The organism is Streptomyces sp. NPDC047017, assembly GCF_040644175.1.
Lineage (GTDB): Bacteria > Actinomycetota > Actinomycetes > Streptomycetales > Streptomycetaceae > Streptomyces.
The window spans coordinates 149,572-174,496 of the sequence record NZ_JBEYVW010000005.1; the positions used below are offsets into that span (position 1 = coordinate 149,572).

At 73.4% G+C, this 24,925-nt stretch carries 23 protein-coding genes; 14 read left to right on the forward strand and 9 right to left on the reverse strand.

Annotation, left to right across the window (positions count from 1 at the left end; translation table 11 throughout):
• Positions 1 to 100: 100 nt before the first annotated feature.
• Positions 101 to 997: an endonuclease/exonuclease/phosphatase family protein gene (locus ABZ858_RS10475; protein ID WP_361374789.1), complete on the reverse strand. Its 897-nt coding sequence runs from the start codon at positions 995 to 997 to the stop codon at positions 101 to 103.
• Between the two features lie 22 nt (positions 998 to 1,019).
• Between ABZ858_RS10475 and ABZ858_RS10480 the strand changes: the two genes are divergently transcribed.
• From ABZ858_RS10480 to ABZ858_RS10490, 3 genes are all read left to right on the forward strand, one after another.
• A complete protein-coding gene (locus tag ABZ858_RS10480) occupies positions 1,020 to 2,468 on the forward strand; it encodes a hypothetical protein (protein ID WP_361374791.1) in 1,449 nt (482 codons plus the stop codon).
• 67 nt (positions 2,469 to 2,535) lie between these two features.
• Positions 2,536 to 4,092, forward strand: a complete 1,557-nt coding sequence (locus ABZ858_RS10485) for a hypothetical protein (protein ID WP_361374793.1) — start codon at positions 2,536 to 2,538, stop codon at positions 4,090 to 4,092.
• Positions 4,093 to 4,346: 254 nt separating this feature from the next.
• Positions 4,347 to 4,772 (forward strand): hypothetical protein, encoded by a 426-nt coding sequence (locus ABZ858_RS10490; RefSeq protein WP_361374795.1) that lies wholly within the window; start codon positions 4,347 to 4,349, stop codon positions 4,770 to 4,772.
• Positions 4,773 to 4,830: 58 nt separating this feature from the next.
• Here ABZ858_RS10490 and ABZ858_RS10495 read toward each other — a convergent pair whose 3' ends face one another.
• The 3 genes from ABZ858_RS10495 to ABZ858_RS10505 all read right to left on the reverse strand — a co-directional run bounded on the left by ABZ858_RS10495 (position 4,831) and on the right by ABZ858_RS10505 (position 6,308).
• Positions 4,831 to 5,625: a pyrroline-5-carboxylate reductase dimerization domain-containing protein gene (locus ABZ858_RS10495; RefSeq protein ID WP_361374797.1), complete on the reverse strand. Its 795-nt coding sequence runs from the start codon at positions 5,623 to 5,625 to the stop codon at positions 4,831 to 4,833.
• Positions 5,626 to 5,630: 5 nt separating this feature from the next.
• Entirely contained in the window at positions 5,631 to 5,753 is a 123-nt protein-coding gene (locus tag ABZ858_RS10500) for a hypothetical protein (RefSeq protein WP_361374799.1), read from the reverse strand.
• 78 nt (positions 5,754 to 5,831) lie between these two features.
• Positions 5,832 to 6,308, reverse strand: coding sequence for a GreA/GreB family elongation factor (locus tag ABZ858_RS10505; RefSeq protein WP_361374801.1), 477 nt, complete (start codon positions 6,306 to 6,308; stop codon positions 5,832 to 5,834).
• 334 nt (positions 6,309 to 6,642) lie between these two features.
• On the opposite strand from ABZ858_RS10505, the gene ABZ858_RS10510 reads away from it, so the two are divergent.
• Positions 6,643 to 7,023, forward strand: a complete 381-nt coding sequence (locus tag ABZ858_RS10510; RefSeq protein ID WP_361374803.1) for an NUDIX domain-containing protein — start codon at positions 6,643 to 6,645, stop codon at positions 7,021 to 7,023.
• A 44-nt stretch (positions 7,024 to 7,067) separates the two neighbouring features.
• On the opposite strand, the gene ABZ858_RS10515 is transcribed toward ABZ858_RS10510, so the two are convergent.
• Both ABZ858_RS10515 and ABZ858_RS10520 read right to left on the reverse strand, forming a co-directional pair.
• Positions 7,068 to 7,442: a DUF488 family protein gene (locus ABZ858_RS10515; RefSeq protein WP_361374805.1), complete on the reverse strand. Its 375-nt coding sequence runs from the start codon at positions 7,440 to 7,442 to the stop codon at positions 7,068 to 7,070.
• Between the two features lie 179 nt (positions 7,443 to 7,621).
• On the reverse strand, positions 7,622 to 9,154 hold the full coding sequence (locus ABZ858_RS10520) for a ricin-type beta-trefoil lectin domain protein (RefSeq protein WP_361374807.1): 1,533 nt from the start codon (positions 9,152 to 9,154) through the stop codon (positions 7,622 to 7,624).
• A 193-nt stretch (positions 9,155 to 9,347) separates the two neighbouring features.
• Between ABZ858_RS10520 and ABZ858_RS10525 the strand changes: the two genes are divergently transcribed.
• The 5 genes from ABZ858_RS10525 (at position 9,348) to ABZ858_RS10545 (ending at position 15,522) form a co-directional block, all read left to right on the forward strand.
• A complete protein-coding gene (locus ABZ858_RS10525; protein ID WP_361374809.1) occupies positions 9,348 to 10,829 on the forward strand; it encodes a cellulase family glycosylhydrolase in 1,482 nt (493 codons plus the stop codon).
• A 193-nt stretch (positions 10,830 to 11,022) separates the two neighbouring features.
• The gene (locus ABZ858_RS10530; RefSeq protein ID WP_361374811.1) at positions 11,023 to 11,703 is read left to right on the forward strand and encodes a hypothetical protein; all 681 of its coding nucleotides are present in this window, start codon (positions 11,023 to 11,025) and stop codon (positions 11,701 to 11,703) included.
• Positions 11,704 to 11,705: 2 nt separating this feature from the next.
• The gene (locus ABZ858_RS10535) at positions 11,706 to 12,764 is read left to right on the forward strand and encodes a protein phosphatase 2C domain-containing protein (RefSeq protein ID WP_361374813.1); all 1,059 of its coding nucleotides are present in this window, start codon (positions 11,706 to 11,708) and stop codon (positions 12,762 to 12,764) included.
• A gap of 20 nt (positions 12,765 to 12,784) precedes the next feature.
• Positions 12,785 to 14,413 (forward strand): DUF4189 domain-containing protein, encoded by a 1,629-nt coding sequence (locus tag ABZ858_RS10540; RefSeq protein WP_361374815.1) that lies wholly within the window; start codon positions 12,785 to 12,787, stop codon positions 14,411 to 14,413.
• Positions 14,414 to 14,475: 62 nt separating this feature from the next.
• Entirely contained in the window at positions 14,476 to 15,522 is a 1,047-nt protein-coding gene (locus ABZ858_RS10545; RefSeq protein ID WP_361374817.1) for an SAM-dependent methyltransferase, read from the forward strand.
• A gap of 59 nt (positions 15,523 to 15,581) precedes the next feature.
• On the opposite strand, the gene ABZ858_RS10550 is transcribed toward ABZ858_RS10545, so the two are convergent.
• From ABZ858_RS10550 to ABZ858_RS10560, 3 genes are all read right to left on the reverse strand, one after another.
• On the reverse strand, positions 15,582 to 17,108 hold the full coding sequence (locus tag ABZ858_RS10550; RefSeq protein WP_361374819.1) for a glycosyl hydrolase family 18 protein: 1,527 nt from the start codon (positions 17,106 to 17,108) through the stop codon (positions 15,582 to 15,584).
• A 233-nt stretch (positions 17,109 to 17,341) separates the two neighbouring features.
• Entirely contained in the window at positions 17,342 to 18,364 is a 1,023-nt protein-coding gene (locus ABZ858_RS10555) for an acetamidase/formamidase family protein (RefSeq protein ID WP_361374821.1), read from the reverse strand.
• A 102-nt stretch (positions 18,365 to 18,466) separates the two neighbouring features.
• Positions 18,467 to 19,906: an APC family permease gene (locus tag ABZ858_RS10560; protein WP_361374823.1), complete on the reverse strand. Its 1,440-nt coding sequence runs from the start codon at positions 19,904 to 19,906 to the stop codon at positions 18,467 to 18,469.
• Between the two features lie 293 nt (positions 19,907 to 20,199).
• Here ABZ858_RS10560 and ABZ858_RS10565 point away from each other — a divergent pair, with 293 nt between their 5' ends.
• From ABZ858_RS10565 to ABZ858_RS10585, 5 genes are all read left to right on the forward strand, one after another.
• Entirely contained in the window at positions 20,200 to 22,524 is a 2,325-nt protein-coding gene (locus tag ABZ858_RS10565; protein ID WP_361374825.1) for an ATP-binding protein, read from the forward strand.
• Between the two features lie 89 nt (positions 22,525 to 22,613).
• The gene (locus tag ABZ858_RS10570) at positions 22,614 to 23,048 is read left to right on the forward strand and encodes a roadblock/LC7 domain-containing protein (RefSeq protein ID WP_361374827.1); all 435 of its coding nucleotides are present in this window, start codon (positions 22,614 to 22,616) and stop codon (positions 23,046 to 23,048) included.
• The gene (locus ABZ858_RS10575; RefSeq protein ID WP_361374829.1) at positions 23,045 to 23,422 is read left to right on the forward strand and encodes a DUF742 domain-containing protein; all 378 of its coding nucleotides are present in this window, start codon (positions 23,045 to 23,047) and stop codon (positions 23,420 to 23,422) included. Before ABZ858_RS10570 ends, ABZ858_RS10575 begins: the two co-directional genes overlap by 4 nt.
• Positions 23,400 to 24,056, forward strand: coding sequence for an ATP/GTP-binding protein (locus tag ABZ858_RS10580; RefSeq protein ID WP_361374831.1), 657 nt, complete (start codon positions 23,400 to 23,402; stop codon positions 24,054 to 24,056). Before ABZ858_RS10575 ends, ABZ858_RS10580 begins: the two co-directional genes overlap by 23 nt.
• 72 nt (positions 24,057 to 24,128) lie before the next feature.
• Positions 24,129 to 24,734, forward strand: a complete 606-nt coding sequence (locus ABZ858_RS10585; protein WP_361374833.1) for a GAF domain-containing protein — start codon at positions 24,129 to 24,131, stop codon at positions 24,732 to 24,734.
• The last annotated feature ends 191 nt before the right edge of the window (positions 24,735 to 24,925 follow it).

The window sequence follows — 24,925 nt, forward strand, 5'->3', positions numbered from 1 at the left end:
ACGGTCGCCGGCGCTCATGAACGTCCCGACGCACCATCGGCGGCCGACCGCCGTCCCCGGTGTCCCGGCGCACCCCTACGACGGCCGGCCGTGCCGTCCCTCAGCCGGTCCGCACCCGCATCAGCAGGGCGTAGTGGTCGGACGCACCGGTCTCGTGCACCGAGCAGCCGGTGCGGGGCAGACCGGTGAACAGGTAGTCGATCTTGTGGCCCGAGACATGGGTGGGTCGGCCGGCCCGGGAAGAGGCCGTTTTCTGGTCGCACTCCCGGTCGGCGCGGTAGGGCGCGTCCGGCCACACCCAGGAAGCGGGATTGCGCGGTCCCGGCGGGTCGAGGTTCAGATCACCGCCGTAGACCGTGCGCGGCGAGGGCGCCGCGGCCACCAGCGCTCTCAGCTGGTCGTCCCGGAACTCCCAGTGCGGGTGGGCGCGGTCGTCGCCCGGCCGGCTGAGGTGAGTGGTGCACAGCCGCACGCGGTACGCCGCGACCGTGGCGCACAGGATGCCGCGCCGCAGTCCCACGGTGGGCTGCTGCGCGGGCACCGAGGCGGTGCCGGACAGCGGGTACGCCGAGAGCAGGGCGATACCGGCGGCGCCCTGCCCGAAACCGGCGCAGCGTATGGTGCTGGTGTGCCCGGTGGCGTCGCGCGAGGTGTAGGGCCGGAACAGGGTGTGCCAGGAGCCCACGAGGTCCGCGCGCACCGCCTCCAGGTCACCGGCGCAGGTCTCCTGAAGGAAGAACGCCCGGACACCGGAGCGGGTGGCGAGCCGTTCGAGCTGGGCCTTCTTCGCGCTGGGAGCACCGAAGTCCGTACAGTGCCACTGCCGCACACCGCACATGTTCCAGGTGGCCACCGTCAGCGACCCGGGCACGCCGGAGCGGGCCTTCCCGGTGGTGTGCGCGATCACCACCAGGCCCACGACGGCCAGCAGCGCCGCCACGGCGGCGATGATCTTCCGTGCCGTCCGGGGCACGGCGTCCATCCGGCGCCTGAGCATCCGAGGAAAGTGGAACCGCAGCATGTCTGAAGCAGCCGTCAAGGGGCGGCCGGTCGTCCAGGGAATCGATGCCTCCGGTGGGTGTCCCGTCGAGTACCGCTTCGCCCATGCGCGAAACGGCAACCGGCACCTGGTGGTCGTCTTCGCCAACATCTTCGCCCCCGACGACTACGGCTGGTCCACCGGGGTCCTGGACGGCCTGCGGTCGAACGTTCTGTGGATCCGTGACCGGTTCGACGGCGGCAACACCTACTACCTGTGCAAGGGCATGGACTTCTCCGTGGAGAGGTCGGTGATCGGGCTCATCTCACGGGTCATGAAGTCGCTCGGGCTGACACCCGACGACGTCACCCTGTGGGGCAGCTCGAAGGGCGGCAGCGCGGCACTCTACTTCGGACTGCGGTACGGCTTCCGGAACGTCGTCGCCAGCGTGCCGCAGCTGCGGATCGGCACGTTCGTGCGCGACGTCTACCCGGACACGGGCCGGCACATGCTGGGCGAGTCCATGACCGACGACAACGTGGGCGTCCTGGACGCGGTACTTCCCGACCTGCTGAGCGCGGGGGCGAACCCGGACGCACACCTCTACGTGGTGTCCTCGCCGCGGGACGAGCAGTACGCCTCCCAGGTGGAACCGTTCCTGGGGCTGCTGCAGCGCTACCGTAACTTCAACTTCCTCTTCAATGACTCCCCGCTCATCACGGGACACGGAAAGGTGACCCAGCGCAACACTCCTCCTCTGCTGGGCATCGCCTACCTGCTCGTCGAGGGCATCGCCCCGCGCATCGGAGCCGTACGCCACGGAAACGAACAGCCCGAAGCCGACAGCTCGGGCATCAAGGCCTTCCTCGGCTCCACCTCCGTGGTGCAGAACTCCGTCGCCCCGCCGACGGTGACCCTGCCCGCGGCGCAGTCCGCGACGCCCGCCGGGTCCGTGCACTTCGCGGGCTGGGCACCGGGCGCCGTCCGCGTCAGCATCTGGGAGAACGGCAAGTACCTGGCGTCGGCCCCGGTCGGCGCCGACGGTGCCTGGGCCTGGGACCGGGAGCAGCCGTGGAGTACGGGCGACCATCTGGTGCGGCTCTTCGCCGTCGACCCGAACGGCTACCAGTCCGAGCGCACCGACGTCCGGTTCGCCGTGGCCGAGTACACCGATCCGCACGTCGGTGTGATGGCGCCGGTGGTCCGTACGCCCGGCGCGTACCAGCAGGTGCCAGGAACCGCCGTGGCGTTCAGCGGCTTCGCGCCGGGCGCCGCCCAGGTCGGCTTCCGGCAGAACGGGATGCTGCTCGGTTCGACCGTGGTGGCTCCGGAGAGCGGATGGTCCTGGGCCCCGGGCGGGGCCTGGCCCGAGGGCACGCACACGGTGGAGGTCTTCGCGGTGGACGCGGCCGGAGCCGAGTCCCCGGCGACTGCCGCGACCTTCGTGGTCCTGGGCGCCGCGGTCGGCACGGCACACACCGGCTACTGAGGTCCGGCCCTGCCCAGGGGCCCCGTCGGTCGCCCCGACGCCAAGCACAGAAGAGTGGAGTCCGCACATGTCCCCAGCACCCTCGAAGGGGCGGCCGCTGGTCACGGGAATCGAATCCGCCGGGACCTTCCCGGTCGAGTACCGCTTCGCCCACGCCAAGAACGGCAACCGGCATCTGTTCGTCGTCTTCGCCAACTTCACGGCGCCGGGCGACTACGGCTGGTCGAACGGGGTCTTCGACAACGTACGCGCCAACATCCTCTGGATCCGCGACCGCTTCCACGGGATGAACAGCTACTACCTGTGCAAGGACATGGACTTCTCGCTTGAGCAGTCCGTCGCCACGCTGATCTCCCACGTCATGCGGGCCCTCTCGCTCACTCCCGGTGACGTCACTTTGTGGGGCGGTTCCAAGGGCGGCAGCGCGGCCCTGTACTTCGGGCTGCGCTACGGCTTCCGGAACATCGTTTCCCTCGTCCCCCAGTTCCTGATCGGCTCGTACGTCCGCAAGGTCCATCCCCAGGTGGCCGCCTTCATGCTGGGGGAGGGCGTACCGGAGGAGAACGTGCGGGCCGTGGACGCGATCCTGCCCGATCTGGTGCGGTCCGGGACCCATCGCTCCGCCAACATCTACCTGCTGTCCTCACCGCAGGACGAGCAGTACCCGGAGCAGGTCGAACCCTTCCTCGGCCTCTTCCAGCACTACGAGAACTTCAACTTCATCTTCAGCGAATCGCCGTTCATCACCGACCACACGCAGGTCACCCGGCGCAACGTGCCCGCTCTCATGGGCCTCGCGAACCTGCTCGCGGACGGCATGCCCCCGCGCCTCGGCTTCGTCCGCAACGGCTACGAGGAACCCGACCGTGACCGGTCGGCCATCGACGCCTATCTCGGCTCGACCTCGGTGGTCAGGGGGGCGGAGTTCCCGCCGCCGGTGGTGACCTCACCGGCGGCCCAGGAGGAGGCCGGCCGGGACCGCGTGCTCTTCACGGGCCACGCTCCCGGCGCCGTGCGCGTGATCGTCTGGGAGCACGGCAAATACCTGGGGCAGGCCGACGTCCTTCCCGGCGGCGCCTGGACCTGGGAGCTGGGCAGGGCCTGGAGCAAGGGCAAGCATCCGGTGCGGATCTACGCCGTGGACGCGGCCGGTTACCAGACCGAGCGGACCGAGGTGAACTTCGTCGCGGTCGACGCCGTCGCCACCGCCCTGGCACCGGCGGGTACGGGGACGCCCGGCCCGGGTCCGGCCGTCCCGTCACCGGCGGCTCCCACGCCGTCCCCCGTCGCGACCGCGGTCCATGGCGCGGCCGGACCCGCGGTGCTCGAACCCGTGGCCCACGAGCAGATGATGAGCGCACGGGTGCCGTTCTCGGGCGCAGCGCCGGGCGCCGCCCAGGTCGGGTTCCGTGAGAACGGCGTACTGCTGGGCGCCGCACCGGTCACCTCCGACGGCAGGTGGGCGTGGGAGCCGGGCTGGGGCTGGCCGGACGGCATGCATGTGGTGGACGTGTTCTCCGTGGACGCCTCCGGCACGGAATCCCCCGCCACCCGGGTCCCGTTCACCGTGATGGGCGCCCTGGCGGCCGAACCGACGGCCGCCTACTACGGCGGCGCTCTCTGACGCGGCCGCCCCGAAGAGGGCGCGGCGCCACCGGGTCCCGCCGGCCTTGTCTCCCTGATCTGCCCGGGCGCCGGGCCCCTCGCCGAACGCCCGTGCGGTCACAGGGTTTTGTCCTGGATCTGTAACGGCGCCCGGAAGGCCGCAACGAGGCCGGTGGAGCGCTCATCTGGTTGGTCAGCAAGGCGCACCGAGCGCCTTCGCAAGGGGATGGATCTCACCCCCTCGGGGAAGATCCACAGAGAAGGGACCCGTCCATGACCAGGACGAAGAAGACCGGGATAAAGGCGCGTGGCGGCCGTGCGGCCGTGATCGGCGCGCTGGGTGTGGCCTCGGTGGCGCTGGCCGCCGTGCCCGCGTTCGCCAAGGGCGATGTGACCGTCACGGCCCCGCACACCGCGCAGGTCGGCAAGACCTTCACGGTCACGGCCCACGGCGACGACGACGCGGCCGACTACCTGCGGGTGTGCCTGGAGGGCCGCACCGGCACGCAGGCGTGGCGGCAGCTCACCTGCGGCGCCGTGGTCGACCGGAGCGGCGACGCCCAGGCCACCACGCACGTCAAGGCCGCGAGCAAGGGCGCGCTCCAGTACCGCGCGGTGGCGTACGGCCTGCTCACCAAGGACGACAAGCACCCCGTCCGTGAGCGGACTTCGAGCACGGTGACGGTGACCGTCCGCTGAATCCGGTAGCGCGGCCGTGAGCAGTCGGTGCGTACGACCACTGCCCGCGGCCGCGCGCTCAGCCGGCCAGTTCCCGGGCGCGGGCCGCCGTCCGTTCCAGAGCGGTGCGGACGGCGGCCCGCACCTCGTGCTCCCGCAGGCAGGCGATGCCCTGCTCGGTGGTGCCGTGCGGGGTGCTCGCCCGCCGGTACAGCGCCTCGGGGCCGGTCCCGGTCCCCTCCAGTACGTCCGCGGTACCCCGCAGGACCTGGCAGGCCGGCACTCGCGCGTCGGCGTCGTCGAACCCCGCCTGCCGGGCGTAGTCGGTGAACGCCTGGGTGAGATAGGCGACCAGCGCCGGACCGCTGCCGGCCACGGCGGTGCCGGCGTCCAGGAGCGACTCGTCACGGACGACCAGCACCCGGCCGATCACGGACAGGGCCCGCTCGGCGCGCTCCAGTTCGCCGGGGGGCAGGTCCGGGCCGGGGCACAGCAGGGTCATGCTCTGGCCGACCTCGGAGGCGAGATGGGGCATGGCCCGCGGCACGCGGCCCGTGCCCAGGCCCGACGCGAGCGTCTCCAGCCGGGTCCCGGCCATGATGGAGACCGCCGTCGCCGCCGCGAAGGCGTTCGCCGGCAGCGCGTCCACGAAGGACCCGAACGCCTGCGGAGGCAGCGCGAGGACCACCATGTCACCTGCCTCGGGCCGGTACGACGCCTCGACGCACAGGCCCGGCACGTCCCGCAGCGCGGCCCGGCGCTCGTCCGCCGGCTCCACCACGGCCACCCGCGCCCGCGGCGGCCCCTCCAGCAGGCGCCTGGCGATCACGGTCCCCATATGGCCGGCGCCGACCACGACGATGCGCTGCTCCACAGCCGTCACGCTCCTCGCTCGCGTACCGAACCCGTCCTGCGGGCCATGCCGTTCAGGAGATGGGTCGGGGAACCCTCCGACGCCGCGGTGTGCGCGGGCGGGGCGATCACGGACTGCGGGTCGGCCACGGAGCGTGCCTCCTGGGTGTCGCGGCTGCGGTGTCACACTTCGCGGGGCGGTGCCGGGTTCAGGATCGTGGCGGGCGCTCAGCCTCCGGGCCGGTGGTCGCCGATGGACAGGACCGTCAGGGACGCGTGGCCGTCCGGCGCCTCGTAGCTGACCCGGTCGCCGTCCCGGTGTCCGAGCAGCGCGTGGCCGAGCGGGCTGTCGGCGGTGACCAGCGTCTGCTCCGGGTCCTCGGCGATCTCACCGATCCGCACCGTCTCCACTCCGCCGTCCTCGAACCGCACCGTGACGGTGCTGCCCACCCCCACCGCGTCGGTACGGGGCGGACCGGCGTCGGCCGCCTGCCGCAGCCGTACCGTCAGCTCGGTGACGCGGGCGTCGAGGCGTTCCAGCTGGGTGGCCCGCTGCAACTCGTCGGCCTGGTCGGCGGCGTCCCCCGGTGTGTCGCTGTCCCGCAGGGTCGACGCCACCGCCTGGCGTTCGCCGCGCAGGTCCGCGAGTTCCCGTTCGAGCGCCCGGCGGGCCGCCGCGCTCATCGGCTCGGGTTCACCGGTCATCTCAGCTCCCTCGTGCAGGCGCGACGGGCGGCGGGGCGGCCGGCGGCGAGGAGGTACGGCCAGTCCGGCGGGCTCGCGGCCCCGGCTCTGGCGGCGACGGTGGCGCGCCCGCGCACGGCAGGCGGCGGTGACCGGCGGCCACTGACCGCCGCTCCAGTCTAGGCCGACACCGGGCCGGACGCCCCTCGGGACGGACGCCTCTCGGGCGGAACCCCTCTCGGGTCGGGCGGGCGGCGTCAACCGCCGGGGGAAGGGTAGGAAAGCAGCGGGCCCGGGCCCGTCGCGGAGGGCGGCCGGCCCCGCGGGCCGGGGCGGAGCGAGGGGGGCGGGGACCATGGCGCTGGAGCAGGCGGCTCCGGGCACGGTGCAGGCGGTCGTCGTGTACGACGGGCGGCTGCTGCTGGTGGGGGAGCGGGACGACTGGGCGCTGCCGTCGGGAGGACCGGAGCCGGCCGAGTCCGCGCAGGCGGCCGCCGCCCGCTGTGTCTACGAGCTGACCGGCTACCTCGTCGACGGCTCCTCCGTGCTGGGGCCGGAGGCGGCGGCGGAGGGCGAGGCGGTGACGGCGGTGGTGTGCCAGTTGCTGAGCGAGTCACCTTCGTCGGGGGCGCGGCTCGCCCCGGAACGGATGCGGTGGTTCCCGCTGGGCGAGGTGGCCTCCGTCGAGCTGCCGGAAGCCGTCCGCCGCTATCTGCGGGGCCATACGCCGGTGTGAGCGACGGGAGGCGGGGCGGGAGGCGAGGGGCCGTGCGCGGAGGGTCAGGTGGACTCGGACGCGCCGTGGCCCAGCCAGTCCGCGAGGACGGCGGCTTCGCTGTGGTCCACGTCCTTGGTCGCCGTGAGCAGCGTGACCCGGCCGTGGACCGCCAGGTCGTGCAGCCGCTCCACCGCCGCCTGGTGCGCGGAGTCGTCCAGCTCGGCGAGGTAGCGGCGGCGGAACTCGGTGAAGCGCTCCGGGTCGTGGTGGTACCAGCGGCGCAGGTCGGCCGAGGGCGCGGCATCGCGCAGCCACTCGTCCAGCCGCGCGTCCTGCTTGCTCATGCCCCGGGGCCACAACCGGTCGACCAGGACCCGCTTGCCGTCGCCCGGCGCGGCGTCCTCGTAGATCCTGCGGTAGCTGACCCGTACGGCCATGACGGCACCTTCCGTCGCCTGCGTCGCCCCGCGGGGCGTGCCGGACCCGGCCAGGCCAGTGTAACGAGGATGCCTTCGCGGAGCGGGCCGAGGAACGGGGCACGCTCCGCGAGGCGGACGGTCGGGCGACTGGTCGATTGGCCGGGCGGGCGATCGGTCGGCGGCGGGGTCCCGCCGGACTACGAGGTGAAGCGCTGGGCGGCCGAGCCGTCGCAGTTCTGCAGCCGCAGGGGCTGGCGGACCGCGGTCTGGGTCAGGCAGAGCCCGGTCGCGGCCGCGGGCCGGACGGTGCCGCCGTCCCGGACGAACTTCTGGTTCGCCGCACCGGAGCAGTTCCAGACGATCAGCGCGGCGCCCGCCTGGTACTTGGCGCCCGGCACGTCCAGGCACCGGTCCTGGGTCAGCGCGGTGTGGAAGGTCTGCCGGGTGGAGTCGTACCACCAGTCCTGATTGCGGGTCCCGCCGCAGTCCCAGCCGAGCACCGCGGTGCCGTTCGCGCTCTGCGAGGAGTCGACGTCCACGCAGTTGCCGGTCGCCTGGTTGCGCACCGGCTTGAACGCGTCGTCCCAGGCCTGCGGGAAGAGCGTGGGCGTGCCCGCGGAGTTCACGTCGGCGCACCCCGCCTCGCGCAGACCGGAACCGTAGAACTGGGTCAGGCAGGACGCGAACGCGGCGTGCCCGGCGGCGTTCGGGTGGAAGGACTGCCGCACGGAGTTCTCGTCCGGGAGCCCGGGCTTGGACAGGTCGATGTAGAGACCGCGCGCCCAGGTGCTCTCCGTGCACACCTCGTGGCCCTGGAAGAGGCGCGAGTCGTCGAGGTAGTACGCGCCGGTGTCGGCCGCGGCCTTGCGGATGCCGCGTTCGAAGGCGGGCACCGCCACATTGCGGCCCCAGGCGGTGTCCGAGTCGTAGCCGAGGCCACCGCAGGCCAGCTTGCCGGGGAAGCCCGGGTTGTCGCGGAAGTCGGGGCCGATGGGGCTCGGGTAGCTCATGACGACGAGCTTGTAGTCCCCGTCGGCGTAACCGGCGTCGCTCATCACGGACTTGAGGTCACGCACGGTCTGCTCGACCTTGGGGACCAGGGCGTCCACGCGGGCCTGCCAGCCAGGACCGTACTTGGACGCGCACGGCCCCTGCGAGAGCAGGTAGCGCTCGACGCAGTCGGTCATGACGGGACCGAACTGGAGGTCGTCGTTGGCGCCCGCCACCAGCAGCACCATCTTGATCCGGGTGTTGCGCGCCTTGACGGCCAGGCTGTCGCTCTGCACCAGCTCGTCCGCGTACTGCTTCGCGCCGCCGACGCGGATGTTGCCGGTGTAGGCGCCCGAACAGGCCACGTTGTAGGTGACGTCGGCGGGGATGCCGGTGCGGTGGATCGCGGCGTCGGGGGAGCGGTGGCACCAGTTGGCGGGGCCGTTGGTCGGCGCTTCGTACGTGCCGACGCCCTCCCCGGAGATCTCGCTGTCGCCCAGCGAGATCAGCGCGGTCCTGCGGTCGGCGAGCGGACGCACCGCCGGGTCGCCGTAGAGGGCGGTGGCCTCCGCGGCGCGGACGGCCTCCAGCTCGGGCGGGAGCGCGGTGGCGGACGCAGGCCGCGCCCCGCCCTGGCCGGCCGCCGCCGCGGGGACGGCGGCCGCCGCCGTACCGAGCAGGCCGGCGGTGGCGGCGACGGTGGCGAGCGTCCACCGGAGTCTGTACCGGGAGCGTCTCATGGGCACCTCCTGGTCGTATGGGGTTACCCACGGTTCTTACTGGTCGGTAAGGGCTTTGGGAATACCCCCGGCGAGAACTGCGGCAGCACGTTCCGCACCACGGTCACGCACGGCATCCCGCAGGACGCCCCGCACGGCATCCCGCACGACGTCTCGCACGATGTCTTGAAGAGGCGCCCCGGGGGCTGATGGGATGCGCGGCACCGTGCACACCGACGAGCCGGAGGTCCCCGTGCTGCGAACCACCTTGACGGCGGGCGCGGTTGTCGCCGCGCTGCTCACCCCCGCGACCCCGCACGCCCGGCCGGCCGCCCCCGCCCGGCCGACCGCTCCCGCCCGGCTGGCCGAGCAGGTCACCCCCGGCGTCCCCGGCGCCCCCCGCATCCCCCCGCTCACCGACCGCTACGGACGCGCCCTGACCCTGCGCGGCTGGAACGTCGAGGACAAGGCGCACCGCGGCGACCAGGCCCTGTCGGCCGTCACCGAGGACGACTTCCGCGAACTGCGCGCCGAGGGCTTCGACTTCGCCCGGCTGCTGGTCTTCTGGGACGACCTGGAGCCGCGGCCCGGCCGCTACAGCGAGACGTACCTGCGGCGCGTGGGACGCGTCCTCGACTGGGCCGCCCGCTACGACGTCAAGGTGGTGATCGACCTCCACCAGGACGTCTACGGACCGGCCTTCGGTCACCGCGGCGTACCCGCCTGGGCGACCAGGACCGACGGGCTGGCGTTCACCGCGCATCCGGACGACTGGTTCGCCGAGTACTTCGAACCCGCCGTGCAGCGCGCCTTCACCCACCTCTACACGGACCCGGACCTGCGGCGCGCCCAGGCGGACGCCTGGCGTGTCCTCGCCGGCCGGTTCGCCCGCCACCCGGCCGTCCTCGGCTACGACCTGATCAACGAGCCGATGGGCGAGATGCGGCCGGGGGAGGACCTGGCGACGGCGGCCCGCCGGATCGAGCACGACCAGCTCACCCCGATGTACAACCGCCTGGCCCACGCGGTCCGTTCGGCCGACCCGCACGCCTGGCTCTTCGTCGAACCCACCCCCGTCGTCGGTGAGGGCGTACCGACCGGACTCGGCCGGATCGAGGACCCCGAGGTGGTGTACGCCCCGCACTTCTACAACACGGCGATGGAGGCGGGCGCCGACTACGATCCGGCGGCCGGCTGGATCGAGGCGTACGAGCGGGCCGTCACCCGGTACCCGGAGCAGTACCGGGTCCCGGTCGTGGTCGGCGAGTGGGGGCCGCCCGACAGCGGCCTGCCGCACATGAACCGCTTCTACCGCGACGCGATGGCCTCCCTGGGCCGGTACACCTCGGGCTGGGCGGGCTATGTGTGGTGCCACGGCGGCGGATACTGCGCTCTCGACGACACCGGCGCCTTCCGCCCCAACAAGCAACTGACCGCCGAACCCTACGCCGAGGCGGTGGCGGGCACGGTCCGCTCCGCCGGGTACGACGCCACGTCCGGCGTGTACCGGCTGACGTACACCGCGGCCCGGCACGGCTCACGGGTGACCGAGCTGTCCCTGCCGCCGGGGCGGTGGCGGGTCACGGCCGGCGGCCGGGCGAGCGTACGGCGGGACACGGCGGGCAGGGCACGGGTGCTGGCCGTCCCGGGCGGCGAGGTCACGGTCACGGTCACCGTGGTGCGCGGGGCGTCCTGAGACGCCCGGTGGCCTCCGCTGTCCGGATTCCGATTCACCCGTGGCGGTCCGCCACGGCAACTCCCCCGTATCGCTTCCGTCGGTCCACGACCTTTGGGAAGATACGTCAACCACGGGGCTGTTCATGAGGAGTTGACCCCGTGGGGCGCGTGCCTCACCACGTGCGCGGGACGAAACGGGGAGACGGAGCCGGATGGCGGAGATCAAGGGCGTACTGCTGCCCGCTTACGTGATGGCCGACGAGTCGGGGTCGATGGGCCCCTACCAGGCAGAACTGTCCGACGGACTGGCCTCGTTGTGCGAGGGACTGCGGGCCGAGCCCATGATCGCGGCCAAGCTGCGGCTGGCCGTGCTCGGCTTCTCCGACGACGTGCAGGTCCGCCTCGCCGTCGCCGACATGCGCACGGAGACCACCCTGCCCAGGGTGGTGATCCGGGGGCTGACCCACTACGGGGCGGTCTTCGACGACCTGCTGGGCCGGATCCCGGCCGATGTGCAGTGGCTGCGCGGCCAGGGCTACAAGGTGCACCGCCCGGTGGTGTTCTTCCTCAGCGACGGACAGCCGACCGACGGGAACGGCTGGCGCGCCTCGCACGCGCAGCTCACCGACAAGGCCCGGACACCGACCGCGCCCAACATCATCGCGTGCGGCATCGGCAACGCCGAGGCGAGCACCATGGTGGAGGTGGCCACGCGCCCCGAGTTCGCCTTCGTCGCCAAGCCCGGCATCGACCTCGGCCGGGCCATCTCGGAGTTCTTCCACTCGCTCACCTCCAGCCTGGTCGCCTCGGGGCAGGCCCTGCAGTCGGGCAATCCGCAACTGGTGGTGAACCGGCCGGACCAGTTCACCATGGCGATCGACGAGGTCGGCTAGCGGTGCGGCGCGACAGGGACGGCTCGACGACTCCACCGATCCCGCCGGTGCCGCCCGACCCGCCGCCGGTGCCACCGCCTCCACCGGCGCCACCGCCCCCACCGGCACCGTTCGCCGCGCAGGGCCCGCGACCCGCGCACCCCTCCCCGGCCACGGCCCCGCCGTCCCCACCGGGCCCCGCCCCCTGGGCCCGTATCGCCGTCGGCACCCCCGGCCACGAGTTCGAGGCGCGCCCCCCGGGCGATTACGCCTACGACTATCCCGACACCGAGTGCGACGGATGGTCGACCCCCGACCTCACCCTGCGGTTCGCCTCCGTCCGTGGTGCCAAGCACCGCTACTACCGGCAGCCGCGCCAGGACGCCGCCCGTGCCGCGGCGCACGAGCCGACCGGTTCCGTCGTGTTCGCCGTCGCGGACGGGGTGTCGAGCGCCACGTACGCCGAGGTCGGCGCCGTCGAGGCGTGCCGGACCACCGTGGAGCGGCTGCTGGACCTGCTCGCCCGGGAAAGCGGGCCGCTGGACTTCCGCGATGTCGCCCAGTGCGCGGCCGAGCGGCTGCGGCAGGTCACGCGGTGGCGGCTCGGTGGCGCCGAGCCCGAACCGGCCGAGGTGGCACGGCTGCACGCGACGACCCTGGTGGCCGGCGTGGTGCGTCCCGGCCCCGCCGGACCGCTGGCCGAACTCTGCCGCATCGGAGACTCCGGGGCCTGGCTCCTCGATCCGGCCACCGGCGGCTACGACCCGCTGTTCCACTCGAAGACCGGTGCGGACACCCTGCTGGTGTCGAACGAGGTGGCGCCGCTGCCCCGCGTGCCCGACCAGGTGGAGCACACCCGTGTCCTGCTGGCGCCCGGTCAGGTCCTGCTGGCGGGCACCGACGGCTTCGGCGACCCGCTCGGCGACGGGGACGGCCAGGTCGGCGCGTTGTTCGCCGGCGGGCTGGCCGGACCGCCGCCGCCGCTGTGGTTCGCGCACCTGCTGGACTTCTCCCGGGAGACCTTCGACGACGACCGCACCCTGCTGGCCGTGTGGCCCCGGACGGCGGCGGGGACGCGGTGACCGCCGGGGGACCCCGGACCGTGGACCACGCCACCCTCGCGCTGGGCCGGCGGCTCGGCCAGGGTGGCCAGGGCGCCGTCCACCAGGTGACCAACAAGAAGATCAACGAGGCCGACGGCGGCGGCTGGGAGGTCGTCTACAAGGAGTACGGCCCTGCCGTGCTGCCGCACCTCGACGCCGGCGCGCTGGCGTCGGTCGTCGGGCTGCTGGGCGAACTCGGCTCCGCGGACGGCCGCTGGCTGTGCGAGAAGACGGCCTGGCCCGCCGCCCTGGTCGAACGCCAGGGGCACACCAGCGGCTTCCTGATGCGCGCCGTGCCCGACCGCTTCCACTTCACCCTCAAAAGCCTGTCCGGCACGGCCCCCGGGCCCCGGCGTCTGGCCAACCTGGAGTACCTGCTCAACGACGACTCCTACGTCACCGGCATCGGCCTCACCGTCAGCGACCGCGACCGCCTGCTCCTGCTGGCCGACCTGGCCGATACCCTCGCCCGGCTGCACGGCCTCGGTGTCGCCGTGGGCGACCTGTCCCCGAAGAACCTGCTCTTCGCCCTCGGCAAGCGACCCGAGGTCTTCCTCATCGACTGCGACGCCGTACGGCTGCGGGGTGCCACCGTCCTGCCGCAGGCCGAGACGCCCGACTGGCAGCTGCCCGCGGGCGAGCCGCCGGCGACCCGGGCCGGCGACGTCTACAAGCTGGGCCTGCTCGCCGTCCGTCTCTTCGCCCGCGACCAGATCACCACCGACCCCGCCGCCCTGGCCGCCGTCGACCGGCCGCTCGGCGCCCTGGCCCGCGCCAGCCTCGATCCCGAGCCGTCCCGCCGGCCGTCCCCCGGCCGCTGGGCCGAGCAGCTGACCGCGTCCCGCCCGAAGGCGCCGGCCACGCCCCCCAGAGGCGGCGCGCGCGGGACGGCGTCCGCGACGGCGCCCCCGCACCACCCCGGCACGGGCCGGCCGCCCGGGGCCGCGCCCCCGGCGCCACGCACCCCGCCCCGCGTCGACTGGCAGGCGGTCAAGGGCGTCGCCGGGGTCCTCGCCGTCCTCGGCGTCCTCGTCCTGTGGGGCGTGTACCACGCCCATCACGGCTCCAGCGCCTCCTCGGACGTGTCCCCGCGGCCCGCCTTCTCCTGGACCCCCGGCCCGGCCGTCACACCGCCGGGCGACGGCCTCACCGCGCCCGGCGCCGACCTGACACCGTCCGACGACCCCGCTAACACCCCGGCGTACGACGGCCCGTCGGACGACGCGGACGACGGCGCCGGGTCCGGCCCGGTGCCCGACGCGCCCAGCGACCCGCCCGACACCGCCCCCGTCCCGGTCGCACCCCCACCACCGCCACCCCCACCGCCGCCCCCGCCCCGGTACTACTACGGCGCCATCGCCGTGGGGCACGACGGCAGCAGCGGCCGGGCCTGGGACTACGGCTCCCGCGGCGGCGCCGACGCGGGCGCCCTCGCCAAGTGCACGGGCTCGGGCTGCAAGGTCCTCGTGGACTTCGTCAACGCCTGCGGTGCCGTCGCCTACAACTCGGCCACCCGCATGTACTGGGGCGGCCGGGGGGACACGCAGAACGAAGCGATCAACGACGCCGTCTCCCGCGCGGGCGGCGGCCGCTGGCTCACCTGGGTGTGCACCACCCGCCCCTCCTGACGCCCTCGGGTAAAGTGCGCGTGTCACCGATCGGCTTCCGGAAAAGCAGGATTTCTCAGCACATGAGCAGGTACGGGTTCCTCGTCTCGCCCTCGCACAACCGCGTGTACGCCCAGTCCGCTCCCGCGCTGGCGACCGCGGAACTCCAGGCGTTCGGCGAGACGGTGATCGACGGCGGGGTCCGGGACGTCGAGATCACCGAGATCGGCGGCGTGCCCTACGTCACCTTCACCGCCGACCCGCTGTCCGACACCGGGATCCGCCTGCTGTCGAACCTGTCGTCGCTGTACGCCCTGTTCACCGTCGAGGGCGACCTGCTGCGGCCGGTGGCCAGGAAGCCCCTGGACCTGTTCGGCAGCGACCTGCTCACCATCCAGAAGTACGCCGGGAAGACCAACGAGGACTTCACCAGGATGCTGGTGAACGTGACCGCGCTGGCCACGGACGCGCCCGCCGGGCTGCTGACCGGCGCCATGCGGCTCCTCGACCCGATGTGCGGCCGCGGCACCACCCTCAACCAGGCGGTCATGTACGGCATGGACGCCTCGGGCCTGGACATCGACCCGAAGGACTTCGACGCCTACTCGGCGTTCTTCCGGACCTGGCTGAAGAACAGCCGCCTCAAGCACCGCGCGGAGAGCGGCACCGTCCGCCGCCAGAAGGCCACCCTGGGGCGGCGGCTCCAGGTCAGCCTGGGCGCGTCCAAGGAGCTGTACCGCGAGGGCCGGACCATCGACGTCACCGTGGTCAACGCGGACACCCTGCGCAGCGGTGACTTCTTCCGCCGCGGCGAGTTCGACCTGATCGTCACCGACGCGCCGTACGGCGTGCAGCACGGCAGCCGTCCGCACGGCGGGGGCAACGCGGGCCGGCTGTCCCGCAGCCCGGTGGACCTGCTGGCCGCGGCGGTGCCGGTGTGGGCGCCGCTGCTGCGGCCGGGCGGCGCCCTCGGCATCTCCTGGAACACCCTGGTGGGGCGGCGGGAGCAGCTCGCCGAGATCCTCGCAGCCAACGGCTTCACGGTCCGCGACTCGGCCGCTTACCAGGGCTTCGTCCACCGGGTGGACCAGGCCATCAATCGCGACATCATCGTGGCCCGCAAGGACTGACCGCGAAGACGAAAGCCGTCGGCCCGCCCGCGGCGTGCGGGCGGGCCGACGGCCGGGGGTCAGCAGGCGCCGAGGTCCTGCCAGACGCCCCACTCACCGGTGGTGCCGGGCTCCTCGCCCGTCGTCCACCACTTGGCCTTCCAGTTGTGCCCCTTGTACGAGACCTGCTGGCCGCCGGTGTAGACCGCGCTCTTGTTCCAGGGGGCCGCGGTGCACTGGTTGCCGCTGCCGCCGGTGATCGTCAGGGCGTACGTCGCCGAGTGGCTCCCGGAGGCGTTCGCGCCGGTCACGGTGAGGGTGTACGTCCCCGAGACGGCCGACGCGGTGGTGGCCAGCGTGAGCGTGGCCGAGCCGCCCGCCGTGACGGAAGCGGGACTGACCGAGGCGGTGACGCCCGCCGGGGCGCCGCTGACACTGAGGTTCACCGTCTGGGCCTGCCCGGCGGTCACGGCCGTCTTCACCGCCGCGGTGGCCGACTGGCCCGCCGTCACCGTCCCGGACGACGAACCGAGCGTGACGGAGAAGTCGTTGGTCGGCTGGGTGCTGCCGCCACCGGTGAACGGCTCGAAGATGTGCGAGAAGTCCCAGGTGTTCTGCTGGATGCCGGAGCAGTTGTCGGCGGCCGCGCCGCCCGCGCACGAGCCGTTGTCCCGCTGCAGTGCCCAGAAGGACAGCGTGTTGATGCCCTTGGAGACCGCCCAGTTGTACACCGAGGTGGCGTTGGCCAGGCTGAACGTCTCGGCCGGCCCGAAGTCGTCCACGCCGGGCATCTCGGTGACCCCGACCATGCCCCACAGCTGCGCGGAGGTCTTGCCCGGGTAGAGCTGGCCGAGCGTGTTGACCAGGCCCTGCGCGGCGGTCTGGGTGTCCTTCGCCATGTCGTGGGGCTGGTTGTCGTAGTAGTCGAACGTCATGAGGTTGACGACGTCGATCCGGGTGCCGTTGCTCACCGCGTTGCGCAGCAGCGCCTTGCCGCTGTCCGCGAGACCCGTCGTGGTGGTCGGCAGGGTGTAGGAGATCTCCACCTTGCGGCCGTTGGCCGCGGCCCAGTCCTCGACCAGTTTGATGGCCTTGTTGCGCCGGTCGATGCCCGCGGTGTTGTCCAGCGAGTCGACCTCGATGTCCATGTCGAGCCGCGAGATGTCGTAGGTCGTGATGACCTTCTCGTACGCGGCGGCGATCTGCTGGACGTCGGTGCAGCTGTCGGCGATCTCGGTGCCGGTGGTGTCGGCCGTGTAGCCGCCGAAGGACGGGATGACGTCGCCGCCGTTGCCCTGGATGGTCTTGATGTCGCTGCCGAAGGTGGAGGCCGCCACCGGCATGCTGCTGTCACCGTTCCAGTAGGGCGTGCACGAGCCCTTGGACGCGGTCTGCAGGAAGGCCATCGTCAGGTGCTTGGCGCCCGACTGGGCGGCCAGGGCGGCCGGGCTCTCGCCGGTCCAGGCTTCGAAGTAGGGGGCGAAGACATGGGCGGGCAGCGGTGTCGCCGCCTGCGCCGTGCCGGTGCCCGACAGGGCGAGGCCCACCGAGGCCGCCGTGGTGGCGGCGGCGGTGAGGACCGCGCGGAAGGAACGCATGCGTCTCATGTCAGTCCCGGGGGTGAGGAGTGGGGGATGTGGCAGATCCCGTACGGCGGAGAGGTGTTGATGCGTATGGGATAGCGCTCGCTCACCGGGTGGGTCAATGGTCTGGACCAAAATGGGACTAGACCAGATGGGCGGCCTCCCCGGTCCCCTTCCTGTCCAGGGCGCGCCCAGGTGGACTGGACCACGTGGAGGAGGAAAAGAGGGGGAAGGGGACGGGGGAGGCCGATGACGGATCAGCGACCCCGCAGGTACTCCGCGCCCAGCTCCCGCAGCCGGTCGTGGACACCGTCGTAGGCGCGGGCGCCGCCCAGGACCCGCTTGGGCAGCTTGGCGACCATCGTGTACTGGCTGTCGCAGACGTTCGCCGCCGGCGCCAGCCCGGCCTGGCTCACCAACTGGTACGCGTCCAGCGGATCGAGCCCGGCCAGGTCCGCCGTCCACCGCACCAGATCGTGCTGGCTGATGCGGAACGCGTCCTCCAGCGGGCGCGCGTGACCGGTGCTCAGCAGGAACTCGTCGCTCTCCAGCCGCGGCACGGCGGGCGCGGCGCCCTTGACGAGGTCCACCGCCACCACCGTGTTCATGGCCGTCTCCACCGCCGTCCCGCACACCTCGCCCTCACCCTGCCGGGCGTGGCCGTCCCCGAGAGCCAGCATCGCGCCCTCGACATTGACCCCGAACCAGACCGTGGTGCCGGCCCGCAGCTCCGGGGTGTCCATGTTGCCGCCGTGCACGCCGGGGGAGATGGACATCAGCCGCTCGCCCGCCGCCGGGGCCACGCCCACGGTGCCGTGCATCGGGTCCAGCGGCAGATCCACCGTGAAGCCGCCGCCGCTCGCCTCGAACCGGCAGGTACCGGCCTTGGTGTCGAGGTCGTACACCCACACCCGCTCCTCCAGGGCGGGATGGAGCATCGCCGTGGTGTGCGTGGCGGTCAACGCGCCGAAGTGCGGGAACGTGCTGGACACACCCCAGTCGCGGGCCGGTGCGATGTCGATGAAGTGCACCGCGAGCGCGTCACCGGGCTCGGCCCCGGCGATCGCGACCGGACCGGTGACCGGGTTGAGGTACGGGAAGGCGCACACCTGGCTGGGCAGATCGGCCGGCCCGCGCACCCGGCCGCCGAAACAGTCCTCGGTGAACAACTCCAGGACACTGCCCGGCTCCACGGTCACCACGGGCGATCCGCCGCCGAAGGAATAGGCGTACCGCTCCGGGTCCGCGGGGACCGGGACGACCTGGGGGCGTGTGTTCATGGGAAGGGTTCCTCCTTGAGGAGTCTTGAGAAGACTTGCGCAGACTTGGGGCCTTGAGGTGCCTTGAGGTGCCTTGGGGGGTCTTGAGGGACAGGGGGCGGGCTACGGGTGCGGGGGCCGGTCGTCGGCGGCCGGCGGCGCGGCCGCCGGCTCGTCGGTGGCCCGTACGGCGGCCAGATCCGGGCGGCGGCCGGTCAGCAGCAGCCCGGCCAGCACCACGACCCCGATGCCCAGCCAGACGAAGCCGAGGCGCTGCGCGGCGATGTCGGCGTTCACCACGACGTACGCCAGCACGGCGAAGCCGATCGCGGGCGCGACCAGATGCCGCCAGTAGTCGCGGCTGCGCCGCCGGATCAGATGGTGGACGACCACCGAGACATGCAGGACCAGGAAGGTGGTCAGCGCCCCGAAGTTGACCAGGCTGCTCAGCAACGTGACACCGTCGTCACGGGAGTTCATGTAGAGGCCGAGCGCCAGCGAGACGGCGGCCGTGAGCAGGGTCGCGTTGACCGGGACCCGGTGCCGCGGATGGACCTCGGCCAGGAACGCGGGCAGTTGGCGGTCCCGGGCCATCGCGTACAGCAGCCGGGAGGTCGCGGCCTGCGCCACAAGGGAGTTGGCGAACCCCCAGGCCACGGCGGTGGCCGCGGCGGTCAGCGTGGCCAGCCACCCGCCGGAGGCCACCCGGGCCGCGTCGTAGAAGGCGGTACCGCCCGGATCGCCCCGGCTCGCGAGCCGGCCGGGATCGGGCACCAGCAGTGAGGCCAGCCAGGTCTGCGCGATGAACAGGACACCGGCCAGCAGCAGCGCCGCCACCATCGCCCGCCCGATGGCCCGCGCCGAGTCCTTGTTCTCCTCGGCCAGCATGGAGATGCCGTCGAACCCCAGGAAGCTGAGCACGGCGACGGAGACGGCACCGAACACCAGCGACCAGGAGAAGGTGGCGCCGTTGTAGACCGCGGTGAAGTCGAAGCCGCGGCCCTTGCCCTGGGCCAGCGCGACGACACCGATCACCACGAAGACGGCCAGCACCACGAGTTCGGCGAGCAGCATCACCTTGTTGACCCGCGCGGTCATCCGGATGCCGGTGTAGTTGACCGCGGTGTTGAGCAGCACGAAACCCACCAGCCACACCCACACCGGGACGGCCGGCACCAGCGAGTTCATGGCGATCCCCGCGATCAGGTACAGCAGCCCGGGCACCAGCACGTAGTCGAGCAGGATCATCCAGCCCGCCAGGAACCCGACCGGGGCGGCGATCCCGCGCCCGGCGTACGCGTACACCGAACCGGCCATCGGGAACGCCTCGGCCATCTGCGCGTACGACAGCGCCGTGAACATCATCGCCACCATGCCGACCGCGTAGGTCAGGGCGACCATGCCGCCGGAACTCCGGAAGACGCTGCCGAAGATCCCGAAGGGCGCGATCGGCACCATGAAGACCAGGCCGTAGACGAGCAGGTCCCGGAAACCCAGCGAGCGGCGCAGTTCCTGGCGGTAGCCGTGGTCGTGGAGCGCGTCGGAAGCCGGTGGTTCGCCCATCACGTTCTCCTCGTCGTCGAGTGCCCGCGCCGCGGGGGAGAGCGTACGGCTTGCCGGCCAGCCGCAGGGCGCCGGTCGGTCTTTCGTGCGATGCCTCATACCAGAGCGGGACCTTGCGCGGGGGATTTCCGCAACAGCCCACCGGACGCACGCCAGGGGTGACTACTGTCAGTGTCCGTCGGGCGACACAGAGCCGCTTCGCCGTGTTCTGGCCGGCCGGCACAGCGATGGCGCATGCCCGCTCGCGTCCCGTGCGCGAGCCCACAGGCCCGACGGACCAGTACGAGGACCACATGTCTCACCTCCGCGCACCGGCCGCCCGTGCGGACCGCCGAGAAGGCGGACGGCACGGCCGGCCGGTCGCCCGCACCGCTCCCTCGCTGCCCGAGACCCACATACGGCCCCAACTGCTGCGCCTCGCGGTGCTGCCGCCCCTCGCGGTGGCGCTGAGCGGGGGCGCGGCCGTGCTCTTCACCGTGCGCTCCACCGGCGCGCGCCCCGGGCTCGCCCTGTGGGCGGTGCTCGCCGGGGCGCTGGCGGTGACCCTCGCGGGCATCGCGACCGCCGCCGTCGCCGCCGGGCGCGCCGCCCGGTCCGTGCACGAACGCGTGGACGCCCTGCGCCGCGGCACCGCGCACCGCGAGGCCGAACTGCGCACGCTCGTGGCGGCGCTGCGGCACGGCGAGGTGCCGCCGCGGCGGGGGCCGCGCGGCGGGCCGCCGGCCGACGCCGACGAGTTCGAACTGCTCGCCGCCGACCTCGCCCGTGCCCACGACGGCGCGGTCACCGCGGTCGTCGAGGCCACCCGGCTCTCCAGCCAGACGGGCAGCGAACAGAAGCTGGAGGTCTTCGTCAACCTCGCCCGGCGCCTGCAGTCCCTGGTGCACCGGGAGATCTCCCTGCTCGACGAGCTGGAGAACGAGATCGAGGACCCCGACCTGCTCAAGGGCCTCTTCCACGTCGACCACCTCGCCACCCGCATCCGCCGGCACGCCGAGAACCTCGCCGTCCTCGGCGGCGCCGTCTCCCGCCGCCAGTGGAGCAGCCCCGTCCCCATGACCGAGGTGCTGCGGTCCGCGATCGCTGAGGTCGAGCAGTACTCGCGGGTCCGGCTCGTTCCGCCGGCCGACGGGCGGCTGCGCGGCCACGCCGTCGCGGACGTCATCCACCTGCTGGCCGAACTCGTCGAGAACGCCACGGTGTTCTCCGCCCCGCACACCCAGGTCCTGCTGCGCGCCAGCCTCGTCACCGCCGGGCTCGCCGTGGAGGTGGAGGACCGCGGCCTCGGCATGCCGGTCGGCGAGCAGGTCCGCATGAACGCGCTGCTCGCCGACCCCGACCAGGTCAACGTCGCCAGCCTGCTCGCGGACGGCCGCATCGGCCTGTACGTCGTCTCCCAGCTCGCCCGCCGGCACGGCATCACCGTCCGCCTCCAGACCAACATCTACGGCGGCGTCCAGGCCGTCCTCGTGGTGCCGCAGGCGCTCCTGGGTGCGGGGACGGGGGAGGCCGGCTCCTCCTCGGGGGCGGGGACGGGGACGGCGTACGCGGTGGGGGCGGGGGCTCCGGGGGTGACCGGGGCGCCGGGGGCCTCCGGGGAGTCCCGGGCGCCCGGGTCCCCGGGTGCCACCGGTACCGCCCGTGCCGCCGGTGCCGCCCGTGCCGCCGGTGCCTCCGGCGCCGCCGAAACCTCCGTGGCCTCCGGGCCGTACGGGACCCCCGGCCTCGCAGGTGCCCCCGAGCCGACCGGACCGTACGCGTCCTCCGGGTCTTACGCGGCCTCCGGGCCGTCCACGCCCTTCGGGTCGTCCGCGGCGCCCTCCGAGGCGTACGGCCCCTCCGTCCGCCCCGCCCCGCCCACGGCGCCCTCCGGGGCGGCGTACGAACCCTCCGCCCGTATCACCCCACCCATGGTCCCCGGCCCGCCCGGCCCGCCTGACGGTGAGTCACCCGCCCACAGTCACGGGGACGACACCGCCCCGCCCGTCCCGCACCCGCGTCGGCACGCGCTCCCCCCGGGCGGCGCGGCCAGCGCGCCGGACGGTCTTCCGGCGGCCGGCCCGCACGCGGCCGGAGAGCCGTCCGAGACGGCCGGCGCGCCCGGCGACGTACGCCCCGCGGGACACCCCGGCCCCCTCACCCGCGCCGCCGCCGACGAGGGCCCCGCGCCCCTGCCCCGGCGCGGTGACCGGGAAGGGCGGGCCAACCCGGCGGAGGCGGTGCCCGGCATCCGGGCCGGCGACCGGGCCGCCGTGGCCGCGAACGAGGGAGCCGTGCCCGTCCCGCGCGCCGGTGTGGTGCGCGGCACCATGGAGCGCCCCCTCCTGCCCCGGCGCCGCGCCCAGCAGCACATCGCGCCCCAACTGCGCGACGGCCCGGCCCCCCGCCAGGACAGCGAGTTCGTCACCGGGCACGATCCCGGGCTGCTGGCGGCCTTCCAGCGCGGCATGGGACTCGCCGAGACCCAGCCGCGACGGGAGACGTTCCTGCCGGACACGATCACCTCCGACGACGGCCCGGCCCCCCGCACCGACCCCCTCGGCGCCCTCGGCGCGCCCGGCGACGGCTCCGCACCCGGCCGCACCGCCCGGCACGACGACAGCGCGCCCACCGGATGACCGCCCCGACCACCCTCACCCCCACCCCCGACCTCACCCCCACCCCCAGCGCTCCCGCAGACCTTCGTACCCCAAGGAGTCGATCCACCATGGCGAGCGATGCGCCCACCAGCCACGCTTCCGACCTCGACTGGCTGATGAGCGGCCTCGTGCAGCGCGTGCCGCACACCACCAGCGCGGTCCTGCTGTCCTGCGACGGGCTGGTGAAGTCCGTGCACGGCCTCGACCACGACAGCGCCGACCACATGGCCGCCCTGGCCTCCGGCCTGTACTCCCTCGGCCGCAGCGCCGGCGTCCGCTTCGGCGACGGCGGCGAGGTCCGGCAGGTCGTCGTCGAACTCGACTCGACCCTGCTGTTCGTCGCCACCGCCGGCTCCGGCACCTGCCTCGCCGTACTCGCCGGCCGCGAGGCCGACGCGGCGGTGCTCGGCTACGAGATGGCGATGCTGGTCAAGAGCGTCCGCCCCTATCTGGTCACCGCCCCCCGGCAGCACAGCGCCGAACCCCCGGCGCTGCGGCCTTGAGCGCCGCGACGGCCGGCGACGGGCCCTGGCTCGACGACGCGGCCGGCCGGCTGGTGCGCCCCTTCACGGTCAGCAACGGCCGTACCCGGCCCAGCGTCGCGCTCGACCTCATGTCGCAGGTGATGGCGACCGGCGTGACCCCGCTGGGCTACCTCGGCCCCGAACACGGGCAGGCACTCGCCCTGTGCCACGCCCCGGTCTCGGTCGCCGAGGTCGCCGCGCAGCTGAGGCTGCCCGCGGCGGTGGCCAAGGTGCTGCTGTCCGACCTCGTCGACTGCGGGGCGCTGACCACCAAGCCCCCCGTCACCCAACACCACCCCACCGACCGGGCCCTTCTGGAGGCAGTGCTCGATGGACTACGACGACAGCTCTGACTACGCCGCAGGGCCGGACGGCCCCGTCGGCGCCGCCGGACACGACGGCCGCTGCGACCCCTTCCCCACCGCGCTCAAGATCCTGGTGGCGGGCGGGTTCGGCGTCGGCAAGACGACCTTCGTCGGCGCCGTCAGCGAGATCGCGCCGCTCAGCACCGAGGAGCTGCTCACCACGGCCGGCGCCGACACGGACAGCCTCGACGGCATCGAGAACAAGGTCGAGACGACCGTGGCGATGGACTTCGGCCGCATCACCCTCGACCCGCGGCACGTGCTGTACCTGTTCGGCACGCCCGGACAGGAGCGGTTCTGGTTCATGTGGGACGAGCTGTCGGAGGGCGCGCTCGGCGCGGTCATCCTCGCCGACACCCGCCGCCTGGAGGAGTGCTTCGCCGCCGTCGACTTCTTCGAGCAGCGGGGCCTGGCCTTCATCATCGGCGTCAACGAGTTCGACGGCGCCCACCGCTACGCCCCCGAGGAAGTGCGCACCGCCCTCGACCTCGATCCGCGCGTCCCGGTCGTGCGCTGCGACGCGCGCATCTCCAGCTCGGGCGTGCAGACCCTGCTGACCCTCGTACGGCACCTGATCGCCCACGCCCCCGCCCCCGCGCCCGGCCACGGCGCGCACCTGTGACGCACCCGCCCCGTCAGAACCCGCCACGGAGCCGTCCATGACATCCGCCCACAGTGCCGCCGGAGCCCGGTGATGGCCTACGACCCGCCCCGCCCGGCCGGTCGCCTGCTGCTCACCCCCGAGGACCGGGAGGCCCCCGCCCGTACCCTGCGGCTGCGCGGGCTCGGTCTCGGGGAGCATCCCGAGCCCGCCCTCGACGCCTACGCGGACCGGCTCGCCGAGCGCACCCGGGCGCCGTACGCGATGGTCAACTTCCTCGACGAGCGAGGGCAGTTCTTCGCCGGCCTGCACCGGCCCGCCCGTGACGTCCTGGACGTGGACACGCCCGCCCCGCCGCGCCCCGGCGGCGGTGACGGCCCCCGCCCCGAACTGGGCCGCCGCCTCGCCCGCGACCACGGCTTCTGCCCCCACGTGGTGGTGCGGCGCAAGGCCCTGGTGCTGGAGGACGTGCGCGACTACCCGCGGTTCGCGGGCAACGCGGTGGTCGACGAGTTCGGCATCCGCTCCTACCTCGGCGCCCCGCTGGTGGACGGTACGGGGATGGTGCTGGGCACGGTCTGCGTCGTGGACGTCGAGCCGCGGCCCTGGGGCCGGGAGGGACTGGACACCATCAAGTCGGCGGCGGCGGACCTCGCCCGGCGCCTGGAGCGGCGGGGCGCGGCGGGCCTGCTGCTGTGAACGGGGGAACCCTGGGACCGGCGCGCCGGGAGAGGCGTGAAGGAAAGCTGTGGCCGCGGTTAAGAAATCCTCGATGGACCCAGGGTGCCGGCGTACGGCAGATTGCCTGGTGATTCCACCCCTCACCCGGCTCGGGGTCCCTTCGGCGTGCCCGGAGGACGGCCCGGGCCCGACCCACAGGAGCCGTAGCG